This window comes from Cohnella sp. AR92, from assembly GCF_003990975.1.
GTDB lineage: Bacteria > Bacillota > Bacilli > Paenibacillales > Paenibacillaceae > Cohnella.
In genome coordinates, this window is the sequence record NZ_RZJR01000005.1 from 337336 (window position 1) to 358619 (window position 21284).

A 21284-nucleotide genomic window follows, 5' to 3' on the forward strand; every position below is an offset into this window, starting at 1 on the left:
GTTACCGGCGCGACATCGAATAAGGCAGCTCGTCATCCCCGTAAGCCGCTTGCTCTGCCTGATCCGTCATTTCGAACGACAGCTCGCCTCCGTTAACCAGCTGCTCGTGCAGAACGAACAGCTTGGAGTGCCGTTGTCCATTCCAGCTTACGCTCTTCACGTAAGGCCGATCGGCCTTGTTGTTCTCTGCCAGGAAGGATAGCCGCTGTCCATTCTCCAGAGTGACAACCGCCTTCTTAAGCAACGGGCTGCCGAGCACATATTCGGGCACGCCCGGGCAGAGTGGATAAATTCCCAATGCGCCCCATACATACCACGCTCCCATGCTACCATTGTCTTCATCGCCTGGCAACCCGTCCGGTCTATACGAGAACAGCTCCTGCAGGGTCCGTCTCACCCAATATTGCGTCTTATGCGGAGCTCCGAGAGCGGCATAAATATAAGGGATATGGAAGCTAGGCTGATTGCTGATCGCGAACTGGCCGAAGTCGATCGCCGCCATCTCGGACATCTCGTGAATCTCATGCTCGTATCGGCCCACTTGGAACAGAGGAGGAGTACGGAACAATTCGTCAAGGCGTTCGACAAATGCCTCCCTTCCTCCCATCAGGTCGGCGAGACCCAACAGGTCGTGGTAGACCGCCCAGCTGCATTGCCATGCGCTTCCCTCGCAGAAGACGCCGCCCCACTCGAACGGATCGAACGATTCCAGCCAAGCTCCAGCCCGACTTTTGCCCCGCATAAACCCGCTCTTCCGATCGAACAACAGCTTGTAATTGGACGCTCTTCGCGATAGTACATCGGCTTCTTCCTGGTTGCCAAGCCCGCTTGCCAGCCTGGAGATACAGAAATCTCCGTAGACGTAATCCAGGGTATTATTCACACTCTCATGGTATTCATCTGCAGGGAGGTAGCCCAGTTGTCGATACTCCGACAGCCCGATCCTTCCCATCCCCGGCTCAACGGCGGCCTGCTCGGCATGCTTGAGCAACCCTTCCAGCGCCCCATGGCTATCGAACGAGACTCCCTTAACATAACCGTCGGCGAAGACCGCATCGATCAGAGTGCCAGGCATTTGGCTGCGTTCGCCGGGAGACAGCCACTTAGGCAGCCAGCCGCTGCTTCGATAAACTCCTACCCAGGAATCGAGCATCTCCCCTAATTCCGAAGGGCATAGTAGCGCCATGAGCGGCATCGAAGTCCGGAAGACGTCCCAGAAGCCTATGTCGCTATACAGTGGCCCCTTGCGAATGGCGGAATCATAAGGACTTCGGTGTTGAATAGAACCGTCGAATGTCGGCTCGTGCAGCGTATGAGGGAACAGAAAGGTTCGATAGAAGCAGGTATAGAACGTTCTTAACGTCTCCTCGTTCTCATCCTCGACCTGAATTCGGGAGAGCCGCTCGTTCCACTCGTCAGCCGCTTCGCTCCGCACGGTATCGAAGTCTCTATCCCCAATCTCCTCCTTCAGGTGCAGGAAGGCATGGTCAAGATCGAGGAAGGACGTCGCCATTCGGATATTGACGAAGCCATGGTCCGGAATGTCGAGTTCTACTCTAGTCGTGACCGCCTCGCCTTCAACCTCGGCACTGCCCGTAGAATCAGCGCTAATCGGACAATCGAACTCGATCGTGAAGTGCATGGCATATCCTTCTGCCGCCCCAGCGGTGTTGCCTGCGGTCCACCCCGTAACGGCCCGCTTGGCTGGATCGATCTTGATAGACCCGCTGCCCTTAAGCAGATTCAGCAGAATGCGTCCAGGACCCCCGCCCTCAAAGGCAAGCCTGAGCGCAGCTCCGCGTTTCGTCGGCGTCATCTCCAATTGAATGCGATACCGTTGAAGGGCAATCGAGAAGTAGTCCGGATGGACCTCCATCTTCTCCGGACGAAACGAGGAGGTCGCCTTGGAAGGATGGAGCTGTGCCGGACCGCTCTGGGGCATCAGTGTCAGGCAGGCATAATCCCCGATCCAGGGGCTGGGCTGGTGGGTGAGCCGAAGACCGTAGAAGTGCCGATCGTTCGGATGGAAAAACCAGCGGTCGGGGCTGTCGTTCGTCTGAGGGCTCCAGGCATTCATGCCGAATGGCCGCGAGATGAGCGGAAGCGTGTTGCCGTTGGAGAAGTGAAAGACGGAATCCGTTCCTTGAAGGGGATGAACGTATGGAATATATGACATCGGTGAATGACCTCTCTCTTTGGCTATTCTCGTTCTCGTTTGGACTTCAAACACAGAGTCACGATTTCGTAGGGCTGAACGTCAACCGCAAGGCCCCCGTCTCTTGAAGCCTCGACTGGAACCAAAGTCTCCTCGAGAATGTTGGAGCGATGCCAGACGGCATTGCCGGGACTGCTCAGTCGGAGCTCGGAAGAAGCATCCGTCATATTGAACCAGCGCATGACAAGCGCACCGTCCTCCTGCCTTGCCTTAACGGCGGTCAGGGCAGCAGAGACCGATTGCCAGGACACCAGGGAGTCTCCCGATTGCAGTGGCCCCGGATGAACCCCCGTTTGTACAGCTGTCCACGGAACCTGACTCTGATAGGCAAGCTGGAACGAACGCTCCCGATCGCTGCCGCCGGCATGAGGAATGACGACATATTCGCAGTTGTGTTCTCCAAGGCATTGGGCCTCCGGCGTCGGGAACACGCCCCAGTCGCCAAGCTCGCCTACCGCGCGCAGCAGCGTGATAGCCACCGTGTTGCTCTCATCACGGAGCACCTCGTATTCATTAAGCCCCCGGTTGGCAATCGTGAGGCCGCCTTGCCCATCTCCAATCTCGACGAATGCCTGTTGATGCTGGCAATTGCTCGGGTTGGTCCATTCGGCAGCCGGCTTGTTCGGCCGAACGGCCACTTCGAAGACGGAATCCACTCGGTGCAGGTCGGTGTCAATTCCGCTTGGCAAAAGCACACGGAGACGGTGATCGGCAGCTTGATTATCGAAGGAGGTGCGCACGGCCACCCCCTGCGCTTCCGCATCGAGTGTGAGCGTGGTGCGAATAACCAACGGCACCTCGTCTTGGCGGCGCTGCGCCTGCCGTTCCGTAATCGGCGTCAACGAACGGATCTCCTCGAGCAGCCTTTCGTCGGCGCCCGCAGGTATGCTCCACGCATGCACGATTTCGACGACGGTTCGCCGATCGGAACGCTCAAGGCTCGTTATCGTTGCGGTAACTCCGCGAGTCGTACGCGGCTCCTCCCCTTCGGGCTGACGGAAGGTGTACTCGGAGCCGATATCCCCTACGTCCTCATAGACTCCGAGATGCGGATAGATGCGGCCGCTAAGCTTGTCCGTCAATGTCCAGCTTCCGTCGGAATGAACGAGGATATGAATCCGATCGTTCTCGAGCGTCGGATGGGGCGCAATTGCCTCCGCAGCTTTGACATTGGGAGCGGCTTCCTCTTGATCGATTACCCTCTGCTGCGGAACGAACGCGAAGAGGGCGGCCCCAAGCCGAGGAATATCGCTGACCTGCAGAGCAATCCGTAGCCTCCTAGCATAATAAGGAACCCGAAAGCGATCGCCGGGCAAATCATAATTGAATTGGAAGCCCCAATCAATCACGCTTGCGGACACAGCGTCGCCCCGATCGTTAAGGACAACCCCTTCCAGGCTTGGCAGCCCTCGCAGCTCCGCTGCCAGCTCCTTGACGAGCGCATAGTCGACCTCTCTGCGGTCCGTCTCCAGTTCGATCTCTACCGTCCCGCTTCTCTCCCAGCCGCTCGTATTGAATACCGTGAATGGAATAGCTCCGTTGAATTTGGCGAACACCGAGGTGTCGAAGAGGGCGGCAAGCTCCCGCGACGCCGATTCAGCTATCGCCTGAGCCACCTGTCGCGACTGGTCGAACCGCATCATCATCTCGCGGTGCACCTCGTCGACGCTGCACCCGCAGATGCTGTCATGCGGATGGTTCTGCATTAATTTGCGCCACGCATATTCCAGCTGCGCATGAGGATAAGCCGAGCCATATTGGGCAGCCCACGAGGCGAGCGGCTCCGCCACTTTCTCCAGCAGCGTCTGGCCCAGCTGATTCGCCTGCTTGATATAGTTGCGGGCGGATGCCGTATTAACAAGCGTGCCCCAACCGTCTGTGCGTTGACTACGAAGCTCTCCCTCCACGGTTGCCAGGTTGTCGGGAATCTCTTCCCTGACGGCTTCGATATAGTCGACGAAGTTGGCATGGATAAACTCCGTGTCCGGGCACACCTCTCGAGCCGTCGCCAGGGCATCGGCCAGATCGGCCTGCACGGGCTGGTGGTCGCAGCCGTTCATAAAGAGCAGATGACGGGTGGATGCGTATTGTCCAGCCTTGGCTAGCCTGTCTTGCCAGTAGCGGCGGGCTTCTTCAGGATCGGTCGGAATCTCCATCCCGTTATGATACCAGTTGGCGAAGAGGATTCCGAGGACCGAGCTGCCGTCCGGCGATCTCCACCACATCTCGGAATAAGGCGATTCGAAGCTCGCTCCGTCGACAACCTGATTGTTGGCACCGGTCGGCTTGACTCCCCTTCCGAACACCGCCGTCCGAATGCCCGCTTGAGTAAGCAGTTGGGGAGCCTGCCCCATATTGCCGAAGGAGTCGGGAAAATAACCGATTCGAGTCACAGAGCCGAACTTGGCGGCATCCCGGTGTCCGATCATCAGATTGCGAACGTTGGCTTCCCCGCTGGTCAGGAATTCATCTTGAAGAACATACCACGGACCGATAATGAGCTTGCCCGCTTGCACGAGCTGGCGGATTCTCTCCTCCTGCTCCGGTCGAATGGCCAGGTAGTCCTCCAATATAATCGTCTGGCCGTCCAGGTGAAAGCTTTCAAAGCCTTCGTTGCGCTCCAACAATTCGATTAATTGATCCATCAGGCCCGTCAACTTTAACCGGTGCAGTTCAAACGGCATATACCATTCCCGATCCCAATGCGAATGAGATATGACATGGGCTTTATACGGTTTCAAACGATCCACTCCCGTAGCATAGTAGAAAATCAATTATATGACATATCATAATTTATGAATTTAAAGAAATCAATCTATTTATGTAATAACAAAAAGAAGAACTGGCGGCATCAGCCTCTCCAGTTCCTCATTCTTAATAGATTGCTTTATTCGTGCGGTCGATCGGAGGACTTCCGAACGATGAGCTCCGTCGGAAGGGTAACCTTTTTCGTCTCCCTGAATGGGTTCTCCTCGCCGCATAACCGCAGTACCATCGCCGCTGCCTCTCTCCCTTGAAGTGTAAACTTCTGTTCTATCGTCGTCAGCGATACGTCCAGCATCCCGGCGAAGGACAAATTGTCGAAGCCGACAATGGATAGCTCATGAGGAACCTTGACCCCCATCTCTTGAGCCGCCTTTAACATGTACATCGCCGACTTGTCGTTTATGGCAATGGCCGCCGTCACCTTCTCCTTGCGATTAAGCACCCGTTCCAACCGCTCCATAGCGAGCTTCAATTGTCCGTCAGGAGAGTCGTCATACTCGGCTGCCGACTCTTCCTCGTCTTCAATAAGCCATTCGCTCCGGGGCATGATGCCTGCGTCGATAAGAGACTTGCAATAGCCCCGATAACGCTCCATGACCGACACCGCTTCTTTCAGCCGAGCACAGACAAAAGCGATCCTGCTATGCCCCAGTTGAAGCAGATGCTGCGTTATTAATTGGCCGCCCTGGAAATTATTAGACACCACGCAGGGAACATCCAACCCTTCAATCGTTCGGTCGATTAATACGAACGGGAACTTATGAATCATCAGACTGCCGAAGATCTCGATATTCTGGTCACTGGCGCAAGGATATACGATAGCGCCGCTTATGTTGTCCTCCAAAAACTTAAGGAGAACCTCGCGCTCCCGCTTCAGGCTGTATCCCGTATTGTGGTAGGTAACGTAGTAACCCTGACTGGCGCAGAATTGCTCGACGCCTTGCAGGATGTCCAGTCCGTACTCCTCCCCGAATGGCAACACCACGGCAATGATCGGCAGCCTCTCCTTGACCGGTACTTCAACGGTTATGGCTCCACCGTTAACATAATCTTCACGGATAAAGCTGCCCTTTCTCTTGATTCGGACAAGCATTCCCCGATATTCAAGATCTTTCAGCGCCCGGATGACCGTAATCCTGCTGACTCCGAATTGTTCGGCGATCTCCTGTTCGGTGGGAATTCGATCTCCCGGCTTGAGCTTCCCCTCGTCAGCAAGTGCCGTGAAGTGATCAATTATGTTCTGATATAGTTTCGGCTTGCTCTCCACTTCGTTCCTCCCCCTGTGTGTTGTTTATCGACGACACCGCTTTGGTCTATGGATATAGAATAACAATAAAACGACCAATTAGGAAATTATTCTTAATATGATATGTCATAATGTGATACAATGAATAATGTTTCATCCTCAACCGTTTGAATATTATCATCATTGCTTCTATTTTTGCATGAGAGGCGTGTATCCCAGTTGAACGATTCGGAACCACTCCCGTTGCGCGAACGAGATGTTCGGGCATGGCTCTTCGATTTGGACGGTACGCTCTATTATGGCGGAGAAGCGGCTCCCGGGGCTAAGGCATTGCTCGATTACCTCAGAGTCTCCGGTAAACCAGCAACGTTCGTCACGAACAATTCTCGCCATTCATCCGCCGACATTATGAAGAGGCTGGACGGCATGGGGTTGTCTGTTCCCCGCGACAGCATTATAACGGCAACGGAATATACGGGGCGTTACTTGCTGGAACGGTATGGCCGGCTTCAACTCTGCGTTTGCGGAAGCAAACCGTTCGAGGAGGCGCACCTTAAAGCCGGACACGCCGTATGCCCGCTGGAAGAAGAGGCAGACATCGATGCCGTCGTCGTCGGATTGGACGATGCTTTCACGTACCGGAAGCTGGAGAGAATTGTTCAAGCGGTCTGCAACGGGGCGCGTCTCATTGCCGCCAATGCCGACCTTCGGCATCCCGGCACAGGCGGAAGGGTCGTCCCGGAGACAGGGGCGCTTGTAGCGGCAATCGAGCAAGCCTCAGGGAGGAAAGCGGAATATGTCGGCAAGCCTAATCCTTATCTATTCCGCTGCGCCCTGGAGGCATGCGCAGTATCGCCTGAATACGCCGTGATGGTGGGGGATAATTACGATACTGATATTCTTGGAGGCAAACAGGCCGGTTTGAATACGGTTTGGCTGAGCGGCCTCTCCGCTCCTCTGGAGGAATCGGACGCCGTCTTGGCCATGCAGCGCCCATTAGCCGATCTAATTGTTCCGAATCTAATCGAACTCTATTGCCAAATGGGAGGAAATCCTCATGAACGTTGAACACCTGCCTACTGCCAGCGCCACGCAGGCTATTATCCAAGTCGAAGGTTTGCAAGCACCCGTCACCTTGCTGCATATCACGGACAGTCATATGAACTCGACGGACGAGAGCGATGGGTTTCCAGTTCTTGAGCAATCCTGGAAGGAATACACCTTTGACACGCTCGTTACCCGTTCCCACTTCGATCAGGCGCTCGCCTACGCGAATGGCCTGGCGGTTGACGGCGTTGTGCTGACAGGCGATATCATCAATGGCGCGACCCGCAGCAATCTGGACTATCTGGAAAGCCGGCTGAAGACGCTGCGCGCACCTTACTTGTATACGCCCGGCAACCACGACTGGGAGTATCCGGGCGAGCGTTGGGGGGAAGCAACCCGACTTGCCCAATACCCCAAGTTCGAGCGGATTACTGCAGGAAACCCCGCTTGCCAAGCTATTGAAGTAGGCGGCATCTTGCTGCTGGCCCTAGACAACAGCACTTATCAGATATCCAAGGCCCAGTTGGCATTCGCCGAGCTACAACTATCGAGAGGAATGCCGACTCTGCTCTTCATGCACATCCCGATCAGCATCCCTTCGTTGCATGAGCCTGTGGTAGAGCACTGGGGATCTCCTATTATGATGGCATCGGAGGGCTGGGACCCGATCCGAATGAAAGAATGGATGGTCGAGCCCCCATCTGCTTCGACCATGGCGATGTATCGGATGTTGTGGGATAATCCGTATCGCAATCTGATCGGCTTGTTCTGCGGTCATATCCACTTCTCTCGACGCGACATGTTCGGACATTCCTGCCAATATGTGACGGAAGCCGGGTTCACGGGGGGCTACCGCGTCATTCGCCTACTTCCTCGGCGTTCCTAATAGATTTGCTTTCTATCTTTCGCATGAACCCCCGTAATCCCGTTCCTTGACCCGACTTCGTCGGTACGGGCGTGTTGCCCGACGTCGTTCAATCAAGCCATATTCATAGCCGCCTCCCGTACCCACTTGCCGCGCCCATCGAGTCTTTGCATAATGAAAAGGGATACAACCGAGGATCCTACGATCCGGTGCGTCCCTTCCTCTATTCTATTCGTCGAAGTGAACGACGTAAAGCTGCATCGCCGTATTGTAATACCCTTCGCTGTACTCGACCAAGTTCCCCATATCGTCATAAGAAAAACGCAGCATTCGGAGCACCTGGGCTTCCTTGTCCAGAGTCAACAGCTCTTCAAATCGCGGAGGGGCCGAAGAGACGGAGAATTCGTCGCGGAAGTTCGCGAGCTCGATGTCGTTCTCTTTGATGAATCTGTACAATGATTGTTCCTGAAGCGCGGAAAGATCAACCTCGACCAGCATAGCGGGCAAGTAGTGCGTGTAGTAAATGTACGGCGCGCCGTTCAAGAGATAAAGCCTCTCCACGCGAAGGCATTCGCTCCCGAACAAGCGGTACGGAACCGAATCGGACTCGTGGACGATTCTCTCGGCGCTAAGCAACCGCTTCTGCAAGCCACCGTCTTCATCCTCGGGTTCCTGAGGTTCTGGAACGACTTCGCCTTCGCGCTTGTGTTCATCAACGATCAATCGCTGAAGACGCTGCCTCTTAGCCTATCGATCTTCTCCGACGGCTATGGCACGGACTACAGCCTCACGACCGCCGCCATGGCGATCGCCGTCATCCCGACCATTATCGTCTACCTGATCTTCCAAGAGCAGATCATGAAGGGCATGGTGGCAGGCTCGGTCAAAGGATAATAAGCTTCTTTCGCTTCTTTCGCTTCCTGTCGAGCCGACCGCTCCCTGCCCCTAGATCCTCTAGATCCCTTAGAACGACAAATAAGACCCCGGCGCTTCCCAAGGGAATGGCCGGGGTCTTACGTTTATGCCGTTGGCATGGAATATCGATTAGAAGTACAGGCCTCCGAGCACTTCGGACAGTTCATCCATCGAGATGACGTCTTCTGCCTTCGGCTCGCCGTATTCGAACTTCGGATCGCCGTTGATATCGGATTGCTCCGACACCATCGAGATCGTGCCGCCGCCCGATTGGCCTTCGTCTTCGATGTTGGCTTTGATCGTCATATCGGTGTAGGTCGTATACCCGTCCTTGTTGATCCCCATGTTGGAGGTGATATCGAACGACTTCACGACTTTGTTGAATTCGTCCATCGCTTCCTTCACATCGGTGCTGTCGACGTCCGCCAATTCCTTCTTCGCGTCCTCGATATCTTCCTTGGTGAGCTGCGCCATGTCGAGGTATTCTTGCTTGCCGGCGATCAGGTCAAGCACCTGCGGCCCGATCTTCTCGACCACGGCGTTCACGAACGGCTCGAACTGATCCTTCGTGACGTGAAGCTGAACGACCTTCTTGACGTCCTTGCCTTCCGGAATGCCGGCATCCTTGACGCTCGGGCTGGATAGGTAAGTCTTCTCGTCGATGTTCTTGAAGATGACTCCGTAGATCTCCTTGCCGAATTCCATGGATTTGTTGATGTCCATCGTTCCCGGCCATTCGGTTCCTTGCTCTTCGGCAAGCTTCTTCAGGTCGAATTCGATGAACTTGCCTACGATGTCTTCCGGAAGCTCCAGCATCGGGATGTTCGGAACCTTGATCCACATCTTATCTTGATTCATGATGAGCGGGATCTGGAACGACATCGCCAGGTCGCCGCTGAGGCTGATCTTCAGGGTCAATTCAATCAGCATAGGATCGGCGCGATAAGCCCCGCTCCAGCTCAGTTCCGCGTTCTGCAGCATGGCAACGGCTTGAGAAGCTCCTTCTTCCGCCAACACTTCCTCCGGCAGATTCAGGTCCTTGATTGCCAAGCTTCCGCTGAGGCTGTAAGACTTGATGTCCGCGGCCTTCTCTATCGATTTAAGCAGCGTTTCGGATGGCGACGACGACTTGGAGTCGCTGCATCCTGCCAGGACGAACGACAACATTAGGAACAGAGATAACACTAGCGCAATGCTTTTCTTCATTGGTACTTCATTTCCCCCTTGAAAGACGAATTCATGATGCCAACTATCCAATTATGCACAGGGATAATTGTAGCTGATCATCCTTCATCAGGGAAGAGAAATTGTCTAAAGATCCACTAAAATGACTAATATACCAATATATTGTCAATGAATGTCTTTCTTCTTGAATCGTCCTCCGCGCACGTCATGAATGTTGCCGACCGCGAGAAACGCGTTGTCATCCATCTCGGTAACGATGGATTTGAGCTTCGCTTCTTCCATACGGTTGACGACGGTGAAGATAACCTGCTTCTGGCCTCCGGAATAGCCGCCTTCCCCGTTCAGGTAGGTGACTCCGCGTCCCAGACGGCTGACGATGGCATCGCCGATCTCGCGGTAACGATCGCTGATGATCCAGATCGACTTCGATTCGTCGAGACCTTCGATGGCCAGATCCATTACCTTAAAAGCAATGAAGTAGGCGATCAGGGAGAACATCGCGTTGTCCCAGCCATAAACGAGACCCGCGCTTCCCAGAATGAAGAAGTTGATGAACATGATCATCTGGCCGACGGAGAACGGCGTTTTTTTGCTGACCATGATCGCCACGGTCTCGCTGCCGTCGGTCGTTCCGCCGAAGCGAATGACGATCCCGACTCCGATGCCGAGCAGAATGCCGCCGAACACGGTCGCAAGCAAGGTCTCATCCGTGAAAGGATCGACGTGGTGAAGAAGGTAAGTGGTGATAGACAACGTGGTAACGCCTAGTAACGTGGATAGAGCGAAGGTCTTACCGATGGACTTGTATCCGACAATGAGAAAAGGAAGGTTGAACAGGAACAGGAATACGCCTAGCGGTACTCCGGACAAGTGCGAAGCCATAATGGAAATACCGGTGATCCCGCCATCGATGATGTTATTCGGGATGAGAAAGATCTCGAGAGCAACGCCTGCGAGCGCAGCTCCGAATACGATGAGAACGACCCGGGTGAAAATCTCTAAAGGGGTCAGCCGAGTGTGTTGGATCGGCTTGGCATGTGCGGCAGAGGGAGCGGTAGATGGACTGGTCATAGGCACCTCCTAAATAGTATGTTTCTTTCTATTATAACAGTGTATGTCGGGATGGTCTAATCCATAGCGCGTACATAGGGATAGATTATCTTCCATGCATGCCAAAAGCCGCTTTCGCAGAATGGATCTGACGAAAACGGCCTTTATTTGGTGATTATTTTCAGGGAATTGGGAACTCAGCCTTCCGGGTTATTATGGCTCACATGGTTATGAGTCTTGACCTTCTTGGACCCGGATAGGGGCTCATTCGGCTGGCGGTTCGCGCCTTGGCGCTTGTCATGGCCGTGCTCGGACTGCGGCTCTCCGGTACCAACGGAATAATTTCTCGGTTTCATTTCGTCCTCTCCCTCCTATCGCGGATTAAATCGCGTTAAGTCGTCTTAAAATGATGAAGGTCCGAAGTCTCGTCATGGTTAAGGGCGTCTTGATGGCGTCTGTCGTTCGTCTTCTGCTGCAGCTGTTGGGCATGATGGCTGTTGACGGGATTGCGTTCCAGGTCTTCCGCCACGTTGCTCAGGTTCTTATCCGGCATGCCGTTCTTGTTCGCCATGGATCGGCCACACTCCCTTATGCATGGGTAAAGTCGTGCAGGGCTTGAGCGGTCTCGTGAAGATGGCGCCTGTAATCCGCGATTAGCTCCTGCATCACATCGGTTCTCTCGTCGACGGACTGCCCGTCTTTCTCCACGTCCGAGAGCTGAATGTCGATCTCGCGGCTGTCGACATACTTGACCGAGAAGTCGAATTCGAGCATCTGCCGGCCAGCCGTCTGAATATGAACGAGCAGCGTATCCGAGTGCTTCTCGTCTCCTTGGACATCCGCCTTGTCTCCGTTGCTTAGGCGCTCGGACAGCGTTTGTCTCCAGGCTTGCGCCAGATCCTCCTGAGGGACGGCGAGTTGGTCATTGCTTGACATGGCATAGCACCTCCGCCCCGTTAGCTTGACCCGGCTTCTGTTTCTTCATTCAAGGAAGGGGGCGAAGCTGCGTGTTTGGAAAATGAGGCTGTTGTTGCGTTAAATCCATAGCTTCGAGGAATGTCCCCTTCTTTACACGGGCGATTATGCTCGATTTTTCGCATATAATTTTCGGAAAACCCCAAGTACGGAAGATTATATATGATAATTCGTATATATTTTTTTGCTTCATGAAGGTTTGACTTTGATGTATATGATATTTCGAATACAATCGTCGGCAATGACGTTTTCAGAGAGAATATATGCGATATTTCATATATATTAGTCATGGGCCGAGAGAGTGGGATTCGCTCCGTCGCTCCGAGCCGCACCGTTTCCGTGCGCACTCCTCGTTCGCGACTATCACGCCGGGGCCTACGGACATGCCTTATGGCATGTCCGCTTAACGGCCCGTTCGAATCCCACTTCGCCAAAACGCAAAAAACCGATTCCTTCTCAGGAATCGGCTCATTTTTTTCGTTTGGCGGAGAGAGTGGGATTCGCTCCGTCGCTCCGAGCCGCACCGTATTCCGTGCGCACTCCTCATTCGCGACTATCACGCCGGGGCCTACGGACATGCCTTATGGCATATCCGCTTAACGGCCCGTTCGAATCCCACCTCGCCAAAACGCAAAAAACCGATTCCTTCTCAGGAATCGGCTCGTTTTTTTCGTTTGGCGGAGAGAGTGGGATTCGAACCCACGTGGGCTTGCACCCTAACGGTTTTCAAGACCGCCCCGTTATGACCGCTTCGGTATCTCTCCAAGAGAAAGGCAGCGGTACAATTCGCGATCAAATTGCCCAAGACTGCCCCGTTATCATATCACAAGGAAGATTCCGCGATCAACCCCTGGGAGCGATCTTCTCGACGCCTCCCATATAAGGACGCAGCACCTCCGGAATAACGACCGTTCCGTCCTCCTGCTGGTAATTCTCCAGGATCGCCGCGACGGTACGACCGACGGCAAGCCCGGATCCGTTCAGCGTGTGCACGAATTCCGGCTTGGCTCCATGCTCTCTGCGGAAGCGGATGGCAGCGCGACGAGCCTGGAAATCCTCGAAGTTGGTACAGGAGGAGATCTCGCGATACGTGTTCTGGCTAGGAAGCCACACTTCGATGTCATAGGTCTTGGCCGACCCGAAGCTCATGTCGCCCGTGCAGAGCGCCAGTACGCGGTAAGGAAGGCCAAGAAGCTGCAGGACGCGCTCCGCGTCGCCCGTAAGCTCTTCAAGCGCTTCGTAGGACGTCTCGGGAGCGGACAGCTTCACCAGCTCCACCTTGTTGAACTGATGCTGGCGGATCAAGCCGCGGGTGTCTCGTCCCGCTGCGCCGGCTTCCGAGCGGAAGCATCCGCTGAACGCCACGAACTTGGCCGGAAGCTTCTCCGCGCTCAGGATGTCGTCGCGGTGGATGTTGGTGACCGGAACTTCGGCGGTCGGGATCAGGAAGTAATCGGTTCCTTCAAGCTTGAACAGGTCTTCTTCGAATTTGGGAAGCTGACCGGTCCCGATGAGGCTGTCGCGGTTTACGATGTATGGAGGCAGAATTTCCTCGTAGCCGTGCTTGTCCGAGTGCAGATCCATCATGAAGTTGAACAGCGCGCGCTCCAAGCGGGCGCCCAGCCCTCTGTAGAAGACGAAGCGCGAACCGGTGACCTTAGCCGCATTCTCGAAGTCCAGAATGCCGAGGCCGTCCGCGATGTCGTAGTGAGCCTTCGGCTCGAAGCCGAAAGAAGGCTGCTCGCCCACCCGGCGAACCTCGACATTGTCTTCCTCCGAAGCGCCGATCGGCACGCTTTCGTGCGGAACGTTCGGAATGGCAAGCATCAACTCGTTGATCTTCTCATCCAGCTCGCGAAGCTCTTCGTCCAGCTCCTTGATGCGATCGTTAACGCTGCGCATCTCGGCAATCAATTCGTCCGCGTTGCCGCCGCTCTTCTTCAGCTTGGCGACCTCTTGGGACACCACGTTGCGCCGGTTCTTAAGGGTATCTCCCTCCACCAAGCGTTCCCGGCGGGCATTGTCTAACCCGGGGAATTCCGCGATCAGCTCAAGCGAAGCATTGCGGTTGCGCAGAGCCTGCTCCACCTTCCCATAATCACTCCGAAGCAATCTTATATCCAACATGTGCTGAACTCCTTCTCCCGTTTACGGGTCAATATCGGTACTCCATCGGCCTGTCCGCTCCAAGGTTAACGATTGGAGGAAGCTTCCTTCGCCATGTTCAGGAAGTATTCGTGCAATCGGTAATCATCCGTCAACTCCGGATGGTAAGAGGAAGCGAGGAGGTTGCCCTGCCTAGCGGTCACGATCTCGTCCTTGTAGGTGGACAGCACATCCACATTGTCGCCGACTTCCTTGATGAGCGGGGCGCGGATGAACACCGCGCGAAGCGGCGTATCGATGCCTTTGACATCCAGGTCCGTCTCGAAGCTCTCTCTCTGACGCCCGAACGCATTGCGGGCGACCGTCATGTTCATTAACCGCAGATGAGGCTCCTCGGCCCCCTCCAGCCGCTCGGCAAGCACGATAAGGCCGGCGCAGGTGCCGAAGACGGGCTTTCCGCCGTTCGCGAAGTCGCGAATGGCGTCGATAAATTCGTATTTTCTCATCAGCTTGCCGATCGTGGTGCTCTCGCCTCCCGGCAGGATGAGGCCGTCTATCTCCTTCAGCTGGTCGACGGTCTTGACCGCTACGCCGGTGCCCCCGGCAAGCTCAATGCTGCGAATATGCTCCGCTACCGCCCCTTGAAGAGCCAATACTCCGATGTTCATCCGATTCCCTTCCTTCATCGCCAATCATTCCTTGCCATTGGGTAAACCAATCGAGGCGGCTCCTCAGCGGCTGTAAGGAGCCGATGCGAAGCCGCCCGTTGTGAATAGATAATGTCTCTGATCGTTCGGCTTAGACCTTACAGGCCGCGATCCTGCATGCGCTCGGAACGATCCAGCTTGGAGATCTCGATTCCCTTCATCGGAGCGCCCAGGTTCTTGGACACGCGAGCAATCAGCTCGTAATCCGTGTAGTGGGTCGTCGCTTCGACGATAGCGCGTGCGAACTTCTCAGGGGAGTCGGACTTGAAGATGCCCGATCCGACGAAGACGCCGTCAGCGCCCAAATGCATCATAAGCGCAGCATCCGCAGGAGTTGCGACTCCGCCTGCCGCGAAGTTAACGACCGGAAGACGGCCCGTTTCGTGAACGCCGATCAGCAGGTCGTAAGGAACGCCAAGGGTCTTAGCCTCATGGTAGAGTTCGTCTTTGGACAGGTTCTGTACCTTGCGGATTTGGCCCGTGATCAGGCGCATATGGCGAACGGCTTCAACGATGTTGCCCGTTCCCGGCTCGCCCTTCGTGCGAAGCATCGATGCGCCTTCTTGAATGCGGCGAAGGGCTTCGCCCAGATCCTTCGCTCCGCACACGAACGGAACGGTGAAATCTTCCTTGCTGATATGGAAGATATCGTCGGCCGGAGTCAGAACTTCGCTTTCGTCGATGTAGTCGACGCCAAGCGATTCCAATACCTTCGCTTCAACGTAATGACCGATGCGAGCCTTGGCCATAACCGGAATCGATACGACCTTCATGACTTCTTCGACGATCGTCGGGTCAGCCATACGGGCAACGCCGCCTGCCGCGCGAATATCGGAAGGAACGCGTTCAAGCGCCATGACTGCCGTTGCGCCTGCCGCCTCCGCGATCTTGGCTTGCTCCGCGTTCATGACGTCCATGATGACGCCGCCCTTTTGCATCTCGGCCATCCCGCGTTTAACTCTCGAAGTACCTGTCTCCATGATTCCTCACGCCTCCTGAATATACTATCCATTGATTTTACAGGAAGGGCCGCCAATAGACAACCCATCCAGTCGGAATTATTTGTCAGATTTGCTCGAATTCGCCTAGCCGTTAGAACAAATCAACGATTCCGTTGAACAAGCTGGAGAAGAAATCGCCGATCGCGCGAAGCATCAGCTTGAACCAGCCCGCTTTCTTCACGTCGTCCGCCGCAACCAGATCAACCGTTACCGTCTTATCATCTTGAGTAGCCGGATCCTTATACGTGTAAGTTGCGGTACCGACCTTGTCGCCCGACTTGATCGGAGCGACCAGCGGATTCGCCGTAGGCGTCACTTCGGTAACCGTCGGGGTAACCTTCGTTCCCTTCGGAACCATGATCGTGATATCGGAAGCCGTTACGACGTTGACCTTCTTCGAAGAGCCCTTCTTCACCTTGAAGGTCTCGTGCTCCGCAACGGCAACCTTCGCGTCGACGATCGTGCTCTTCTCGAACTGGTTGAAGCCGTAGTCGAATACCTTGGCCGTCTCCAGGAATCGCTTGCCGTCGTTCATGCCGCCGGGCACGCCCATGACGACCGCGATCAGGCGCGTTCCGTTCTGAAGGGCCGTACCGGTGAAGCAGTTGCCGGCGTTGGAGGTATGTCCCGTCTTCAAGCCGTCCACGCCGGGATAAGCGAACTTCTTGAAGTTGGTCACGTTCTTGTTCGATTCGAGCATCCAGTTATAGTTGACCACCGGAGCCGTATCGCGTTCGCGGAATTTAAAGGATTGAATCTTGGAATAATCCAGGAACTCCGGGTAATCCTTCAGGATATGATAGGCCAGAATCGCGGAATCGCGAGCCGACATGACGGTCTCCCCGTCAATGGAAGTCGGACGGTAGGCTTCCGGCATATCCGCGCGGTCAAGACCGGTCGCATTAATGAAGTGAGCGGTCTTCATGCCGAGCTGGGCGGCCGTCTCGTTCATGAGCTTGGCGAAAGCCTCTTCCGATCCCGCTACCGTCTCGGCCAGCTGCACCGTCGCATCGTTCGCCGAGCCGATCGCCATGGCCTTGTACAGCTCTTCGACCGTATGCTTGTCCCCTTGCGCGAGGAAAACCCGGCTGCCGATCTGTTTGGCTGCGTTCTCTTGGACGGTGATCGTCTGATCCCAGCTTAATTTGCCTTCTTTAATCGCTTTGAAAACAAGATACTCAGTCATCATCTTAGTCATGCTCGCCGGAGGCAGCGCCGTGTCCGCATTCATCTCATACATGACCTGACCGGTGGACGCCTCCATGAGAATAGCCGACTTGGCGTTAAGATCGAGCGCGGAGGAGTTGGGTGCGGCGGCAGCGCTCGCTGCACCGGATAATATGAACATCACAGCCATAACGAAAAGAACAGGAATGGCCACGAATCGTTTGTGTTTAAGAGACAATTGCAGGACGGACGAATGATTGCGATTCAATGCGCGTATCTCTCCTTTTCAGCTTGGGCTATTTTTTTGTCGTGAATGGGCATTAAACTACGAATGTTATTGTATCATACCGCAAGCCCAACGAAAAAGCCGCAGACGAGATTTCTCCCTTCTGCGGCATCTATCAGGTAAGACTACCTATCTTCCGGCTGAAAATAGGCCATTATGCCCTGATCTTACAGCGAGTAGTTCGGAGCTTCTTTGGTGATTTGAACGTCATGCGGATGGCTCTCGCGAAGTCCCGCGCCGGTGATCCGTACGAATTCCGTCTCGTCTCTCAGCTCCACGAGCGATGCGGCGCCGCAATAGCCCATACCGGAGCGGAGGCCGCCGATCAGTTGGTGAATGGTATCGCGAATCGGTCCTTTGTAAGGAAGACGGCCTTCGATGCCTTCCGGAACGAGCTTGGACTCGTCTTCTTGGAAGTAACGGTCTTTGCTTCCTTCCTTCATGGCGCCGATGGAGCCCATCCCGCGATAGGACTTGTAGCGACGGCCTTGGTAGATCTCCGATTCGCCCGGGCTTTCTTCCGTGCCCGCGAACAAGCTGCCGAGCATAACCGCGCTGGCTCCCGCTGCAATCGCCTTGGTGATCTCTCCGGAATACTTGATGCCGCCGTCCGCGATGATCGGGACATTGTATTCGCGAGCGACCGATGCGCAATCATAGATCGCGGTGATTTGCGGTACGCCGATACCGGCGATAATGCGTGTCGTACAGATCGAGCCCGGCCCGATGCCGACCTTGACGGCGGAAGCGCCGGCTTCGATCAGCTCGCGGGTTGCTTCGCCCGTCGCGACGTTGCCTGCGACGATCGTAAGCTCCGGATAGGTCTCGCGAAGCTTGCGGACCATCTCGATAATGTTGATGTGATGGCCATGCGCCGAATCGACGACGATGACGTCGACTCCGGCTTTGACCAGGGCATCCGCGCGCTCGAACGTGTCCTTGGATACGCCAACGGCTGCTCCGGCGAGCAGTCTGCCTTGCTGATCCTTCGCCGCGTTCGGGAATTGGATAGCCTTCTCGATATCTTTAATGGTAATAAGTCCCTTAAGCGTGTTGGACTCATCAACCAGAGGGAGCTTCTCGATCTTGTGCTGTTGAAGGATGATCTCGGCTTGCTGCAGCGTCGTGCCGACAGGCGCCGTAACCAGATTCTCCTTCGTCATGACGCTGCCGATCTTGATCGAATAGTCATGAACGAAGCGCAGGTCGCGGTTCGTCAGAATGCCGACCAGCTTGCCTTCGCCATCGACGATCGGCACCCCGGAGATCCGGTACTTGCCCATAAGCTCTTCCGCGTCATAGACGTGATGGTCGGGAGTGAGTGAGAACGGGTTGGTGATAACCCCGCTTTCCGAACGTTTCACTCGATCCACTTCTTCGGCTTGTTGAGCAACCGACATGTTCTTATGGATGATGCCAATGCCGCCTTCGCGAGCGATAGCGATCGCCAATGCAGACTCCGTTACCGTGTCCATTCCAGCGCTGATCAGCGGAATGTTCAGCTTCACGGACGAGCTGAGCGTCGTAGCAACGCTGGCGTCTCTAGGCAAAGTCGTCGATCTCCTAGGCACGAGCAGAACGTCGTCGAACGTCAGGCCTTCCTTGGCGAATTTGTTTTGCCACACGTGTAAATTCCTCCCTTATCCGGTTAATGAGCCGGTTGATCTCCGATTAATTATAGGCAATCTTAGCAGAGGCGTTAGGGGCTGTCAAGGCATTCGGAGGACTTGTCACGCCTTGTTCGAACGGGCCTGACAGAGGAGATCTGCGGCAGGCAAGGACTTGCGGCGCGTTTATTTTCCGAAGTTTGGATATCGACTGGACGCGTTCCATAACAGATAACTGTCGACTCCTTGCCTGGATGCCGCTCGGACTTGCTCCCGGATCTGCGCGGGACCATACGACTGATGAGGATGCACCCAAGAAGCCGTAAAGCTCTGCAGCCAAGGGCGCACTTCGGCCGTGTTCCTTCCGGCTTCGCGCAGCCTCCCGTTCTGCAAGTTGGCATCCTTCATCGCATGAGCCACGACGGATCCGGCCATCAGATCGGGATGGCGAATCCCCCATATGCCCGAAGAGTAGTGGGAAGGATATACCATCGGGGAGATGACGTCCACCTCCGTCGCGATCGTGGCCCATCTCTGGCCGATACCCATGTCTTCCCGCGTCGTTCCGATCAAGCCGAAGACGTCGGCCGAGATAATCCCCCCGGATTTATGCACCTGATACGCCGCCTTGTGAAGGAAGCGTCCGATCGCTTCATTGCGGCTCCAACCATTGGGGTTATGGAAGCTTACTTCCCGGTCGACCTTAGGTCTATTCTCGGGAAACCGCACATAGTCGAACTGAACCTCATCGAATCCGATCCGAAGAGCTTCTTTGGCAAGCGCAATCGGGTAGGCCCAAGCTTCTTCCCGGTAAGGATCGACCCACGCATCCCCGCCTCTGTCCGTCCAGACGCCTCCATCCTTGCGTTGAAGCGCCCATGCCGGCATAGCTCGCGTAACGGCAGGATTCTTGAAGGTCACGATTCTCGCTATGAGGTAAATATGCTTGTCCTTCAACCGCTTGACGGTATGGCGGAAAAGCTTGGCGGAACGGCTGTTCGACGGCTTAGGAGAAGAAGGGGGAAGATTGATCAGGCTTGTCGTGCCATTGATGTCGATAACCATCGCGTTTAATTCGGTATCTTCCACAAGCTTGATCAACTTCTCCAGTCGCTGACTCCTCGCGACATTCGATGTCACATAGATTCCGCGAACGGGGAATGGAGGGCGGCGGTGCCGCGTCGCTGCCGGGATCGTCTTCGTATCATCGTTGTTGCCGCCTTGTCGGCTAGCCGGAATGACATCTTTCTTGTTCTCATGAGATTGCGAAAGCGTGGTTGCGCAACCTGTAAAGCCCATGACAAAGGAGAGCAGAAGGAGGAAAATCAGAAAACCGCGCCATTTATGCGCCCGTCTCATCTCTAGTCACCACGCCTTCGACATTAAGGTACGACTAGTATGGACTGGCAGCCGTCATGAGTTGAGTTGGAACTTCTGGTAATGGAGGCACGACAGCCCCATCTCCTCGGCGGATGAGATGGGGCTGTGCAGGGGTTCGCTTGCGAAATGTATCTAATCACGATGTCCTTGGCGCCGGGCATGGAGTGGGTTGAGGTCTGGAAAATAGAGATGACGCCAGTTGAATCGTGTAATTGTCGGATACGAGTCGCAGGAATAACCTGTGTTAAGAATAGCAAAGCATACTTAACTCTCCTTTAAGAAAGGATTAAAAATCCGTTAAATACACGGACAAGCAACAAAAAGACGACAGATGATCTGTCGTCTTTAAGGTCCGTTCGATATGGCTTGCGCCTTGATAACCGGATACGAAACGAATTAGCATTCATTAGAATCTTCCTGCCTGTGTGGCTTATTAGGATAAGCCCTCGACCGATTAGTACTCGTCAGCTACACACATTGCTGTGCTTACACCCCGAGCCTATCAACCTCGTGTTCTTCAAGGGGTCTTACTAATTGGGAAATCTCATCTTGAGGCGGGCTTCGCGCTTAGATGCTTTCAGCGCTTATCCCTCCCGCACTTGGCTACCCAGCGATGCTCCTGGCGGAACAACTGGTACACCAGCGGTGCGTCCATCCCGGTCCTCTCGTACTAAGGACAGCCCCTCTCAAATTTCCTACGCCCGCGACAGATAGGGACCGAACTGTCTCACGACGTTCTGAACCCAGCTCGCGTACCGCTTTAATG

Annotated in this window: 17 protein-coding genes, 1 tRNA gene, 1 rRNA gene and 1 pseudogene; 3 read left to right on the forward strand and 17 right to left on the reverse strand. The window is 55.0% G+C overall.

The window, feature by feature from the left end; all coding sequences use genetic code 11:
- Nucleotide 1: 1 nt before the first annotated feature.
- The 3 genes from ELR57_RS10310 to ELR57_RS10320 all read right to left on the reverse strand — a co-directional run bounded on the left by ELR57_RS10310 (nt 2) and on the right by ELR57_RS10320 (nt 6248).
- Nucleotides 2–2176 carry a GH92 family glycosyl hydrolase gene (locus tag ELR57_RS10310; RefSeq protein ID WP_126958971.1) on the reverse strand — a complete coding sequence of 725 codons (2175 nt, stop codon included), beginning with the start codon at nt 2174–2176 and terminating at the stop codon, nt 2–4.
- 23 nt (nt 2177–2199) lie between these two features.
- The gene (locus ELR57_RS10315) at nt 2200–4965 is read right to left on the reverse strand and encodes an alpha-mannosidase (protein WP_126958972.1); all 2766 of its coding nucleotides are present in this window, start codon (nt 4963–4965) and stop codon (nt 2200–2202) included.
- Between the two features lie 137 nt (nt 4966–5102).
- On the reverse strand, nt 5103–6248 hold the full coding sequence (locus tag ELR57_RS10320; RefSeq protein ID WP_126958973.1) for a LacI family DNA-binding transcriptional regulator: 1146 nt from the start codon (nt 6246–6248) through the stop codon (nt 5103–5105).
- 222 nt (nt 6249–6470) lie between these two features.
- Between ELR57_RS10320 and ELR57_RS10325 the strand changes: the two genes are divergently transcribed.
- Together ELR57_RS10325 and ELR57_RS10330 are read left to right on the forward strand one after the other, a co-directional pair.
- The gene (locus tag ELR57_RS10325) at nt 6471–7295 is read left to right on the forward strand and encodes an HAD-IIA family hydrolase (RefSeq protein ID WP_158629989.1); all 825 of its coding nucleotides are present in this window, start codon (nt 6471–6473) and stop codon (nt 7293–7295) included.
- Complete coding sequence (locus ELR57_RS10330; RefSeq protein WP_126958975.1) at nt 7285–8160, forward strand: metallophosphoesterase family protein; 876 nt, start codon at nt 7285–7287, stop codon at nt 8158–8160. The genes ELR57_RS10325 and ELR57_RS10330 overlap by 11 nt, the downstream gene beginning before the upstream one ends.
- A 207-nt stretch (nt 8161–8367) precedes the next feature.
- On the opposite strand, the gene ELR57_RS27850 is transcribed toward ELR57_RS10330, so the two are convergent.
- Entirely contained in the window at nt 8368–8700 is a 333-nt protein-coding gene (locus ELR57_RS27850; protein WP_238162480.1) for a UTRA domain-containing protein, read from the reverse strand.
- A gap of 87 nt (nt 8701–8787) precedes the next feature.
- On the opposite strand from ELR57_RS27850, the pseudogene ELR57_RS10340 reads away from it, so the two are divergent.
- Nucleotides 8788–9033 (forward strand): annotated as a pseudogene (locus tag ELR57_RS10340) (carbohydrate ABC transporter permease); the annotation flags it as partial.
- 150 nt (nt 9034–9183) lie between these two features.
- Here ELR57_RS10340 and ELR57_RS10345 read toward each other — a convergent pair.
- The 13 genes from ELR57_RS10345 to ELR57_RS10405 form a co-directional block, all read right to left on the reverse strand.
- A complete protein-coding gene (locus ELR57_RS10345) occupies nt 9184–10260 on the reverse strand; it encodes a hypothetical protein (RefSeq protein ID WP_126958977.1) in 1077 nt (358 codons plus the stop codon).
- A gap of 144 nt (nt 10261–10404) precedes the next feature.
- Complete coding sequence (locus ELR57_RS10350) at nt 10405–11310, reverse strand: YitT family protein (protein WP_126958978.1); 906 nt, start codon at nt 11308–11310, stop codon at nt 10405–10407.
- Between the two features lie 176 nt (nt 11311–11486).
- Complete coding sequence (locus tag ELR57_RS10355; protein ID WP_126958979.1) at nt 11487–11645, reverse strand: small acid-soluble spore protein P; 159 nt, start codon at nt 11643–11645, stop codon at nt 11487–11489.
- A gap of 35 nt (nt 11646–11680) precedes the next feature.
- Nucleotides 11681–11860 (reverse strand): hypothetical protein, encoded by a 180-nt coding sequence (locus tag ELR57_RS10360; RefSeq protein ID WP_126958980.1) that lies wholly within the window; start codon nt 11858–11860, stop codon nt 11681–11683.
- A 17-nt stretch (nt 11861–11877) separates the two neighbouring features.
- Complete coding sequence (locus tag ELR57_RS10365; protein ID WP_126958981.1) at nt 11878–12225, reverse strand: hypothetical protein; 348 nt, start codon at nt 12223–12225, stop codon at nt 11878–11880.
- A gap of 714 nt (nt 12226–12939) precedes the next feature.
- Nucleotides 12940–13028 (reverse strand) — tRNA-Ser (locus ELR57_RS10370).
- Nucleotides 13029–13107: 79 nt separating this feature from the next.
- A complete protein-coding gene (gene serS / locus ELR57_RS10375) occupies nt 13108–14391 on the reverse strand; it encodes a serine--tRNA ligase (RefSeq protein WP_126958982.1) in 1284 nt (427 codons plus the stop codon).
- Between the two features lie 65 nt (nt 14392–14456).
- Entirely contained in the window at nt 14457–15038 is a 582-nt protein-coding gene (pdxT, locus tag ELR57_RS10380) for a pyridoxal 5'-phosphate synthase glutaminase subunit PdxT (protein ID WP_126958983.1), read from the reverse strand.
- 137 nt (nt 15039–15175) lie between these two features.
- Nucleotides 15176–16060 carry a pyridoxal 5'-phosphate synthase lyase subunit PdxS gene (pdxS, locus tag ELR57_RS10385; protein WP_202866409.1) on the reverse strand — a complete coding sequence of 295 codons (885 nt, stop codon included), beginning with the start codon at nt 16058–16060 and terminating at the stop codon, nt 15176–15178.
- A gap of 109 nt (nt 16061–16169) precedes the next feature.
- Nucleotides 16170–17522 carry a D-alanyl-D-alanine carboxypeptidase family protein gene (locus ELR57_RS10390; RefSeq protein WP_370452246.1) on the reverse strand — a complete coding sequence of 451 codons (1353 nt, stop codon included), beginning with the start codon at nt 17520–17522 and terminating at the stop codon, nt 16170–16172.
- A 176-nt stretch (nt 17523–17698) separates the two neighbouring features.
- Entirely contained in the window at nt 17699–19156 is a 1458-nt protein-coding gene (guaB, locus tag ELR57_RS10395; protein ID WP_126958985.1) for an IMP dehydrogenase, read from the reverse strand.
- Nucleotides 19157–19324: 168 nt separating this feature from the next.
- A complete protein-coding gene (locus ELR57_RS10400) occupies nt 19325–20497 on the reverse strand; it encodes a putative glycoside hydrolase (RefSeq protein WP_126958986.1) in 1173 nt (390 codons plus the stop codon).
- Between the two features lie 455 nt (nt 20498–20952).
- Nucleotides 20953–21284, reverse strand: a 23S ribosomal RNA gene (locus ELR57_RS10405); the annotation flags it as partial.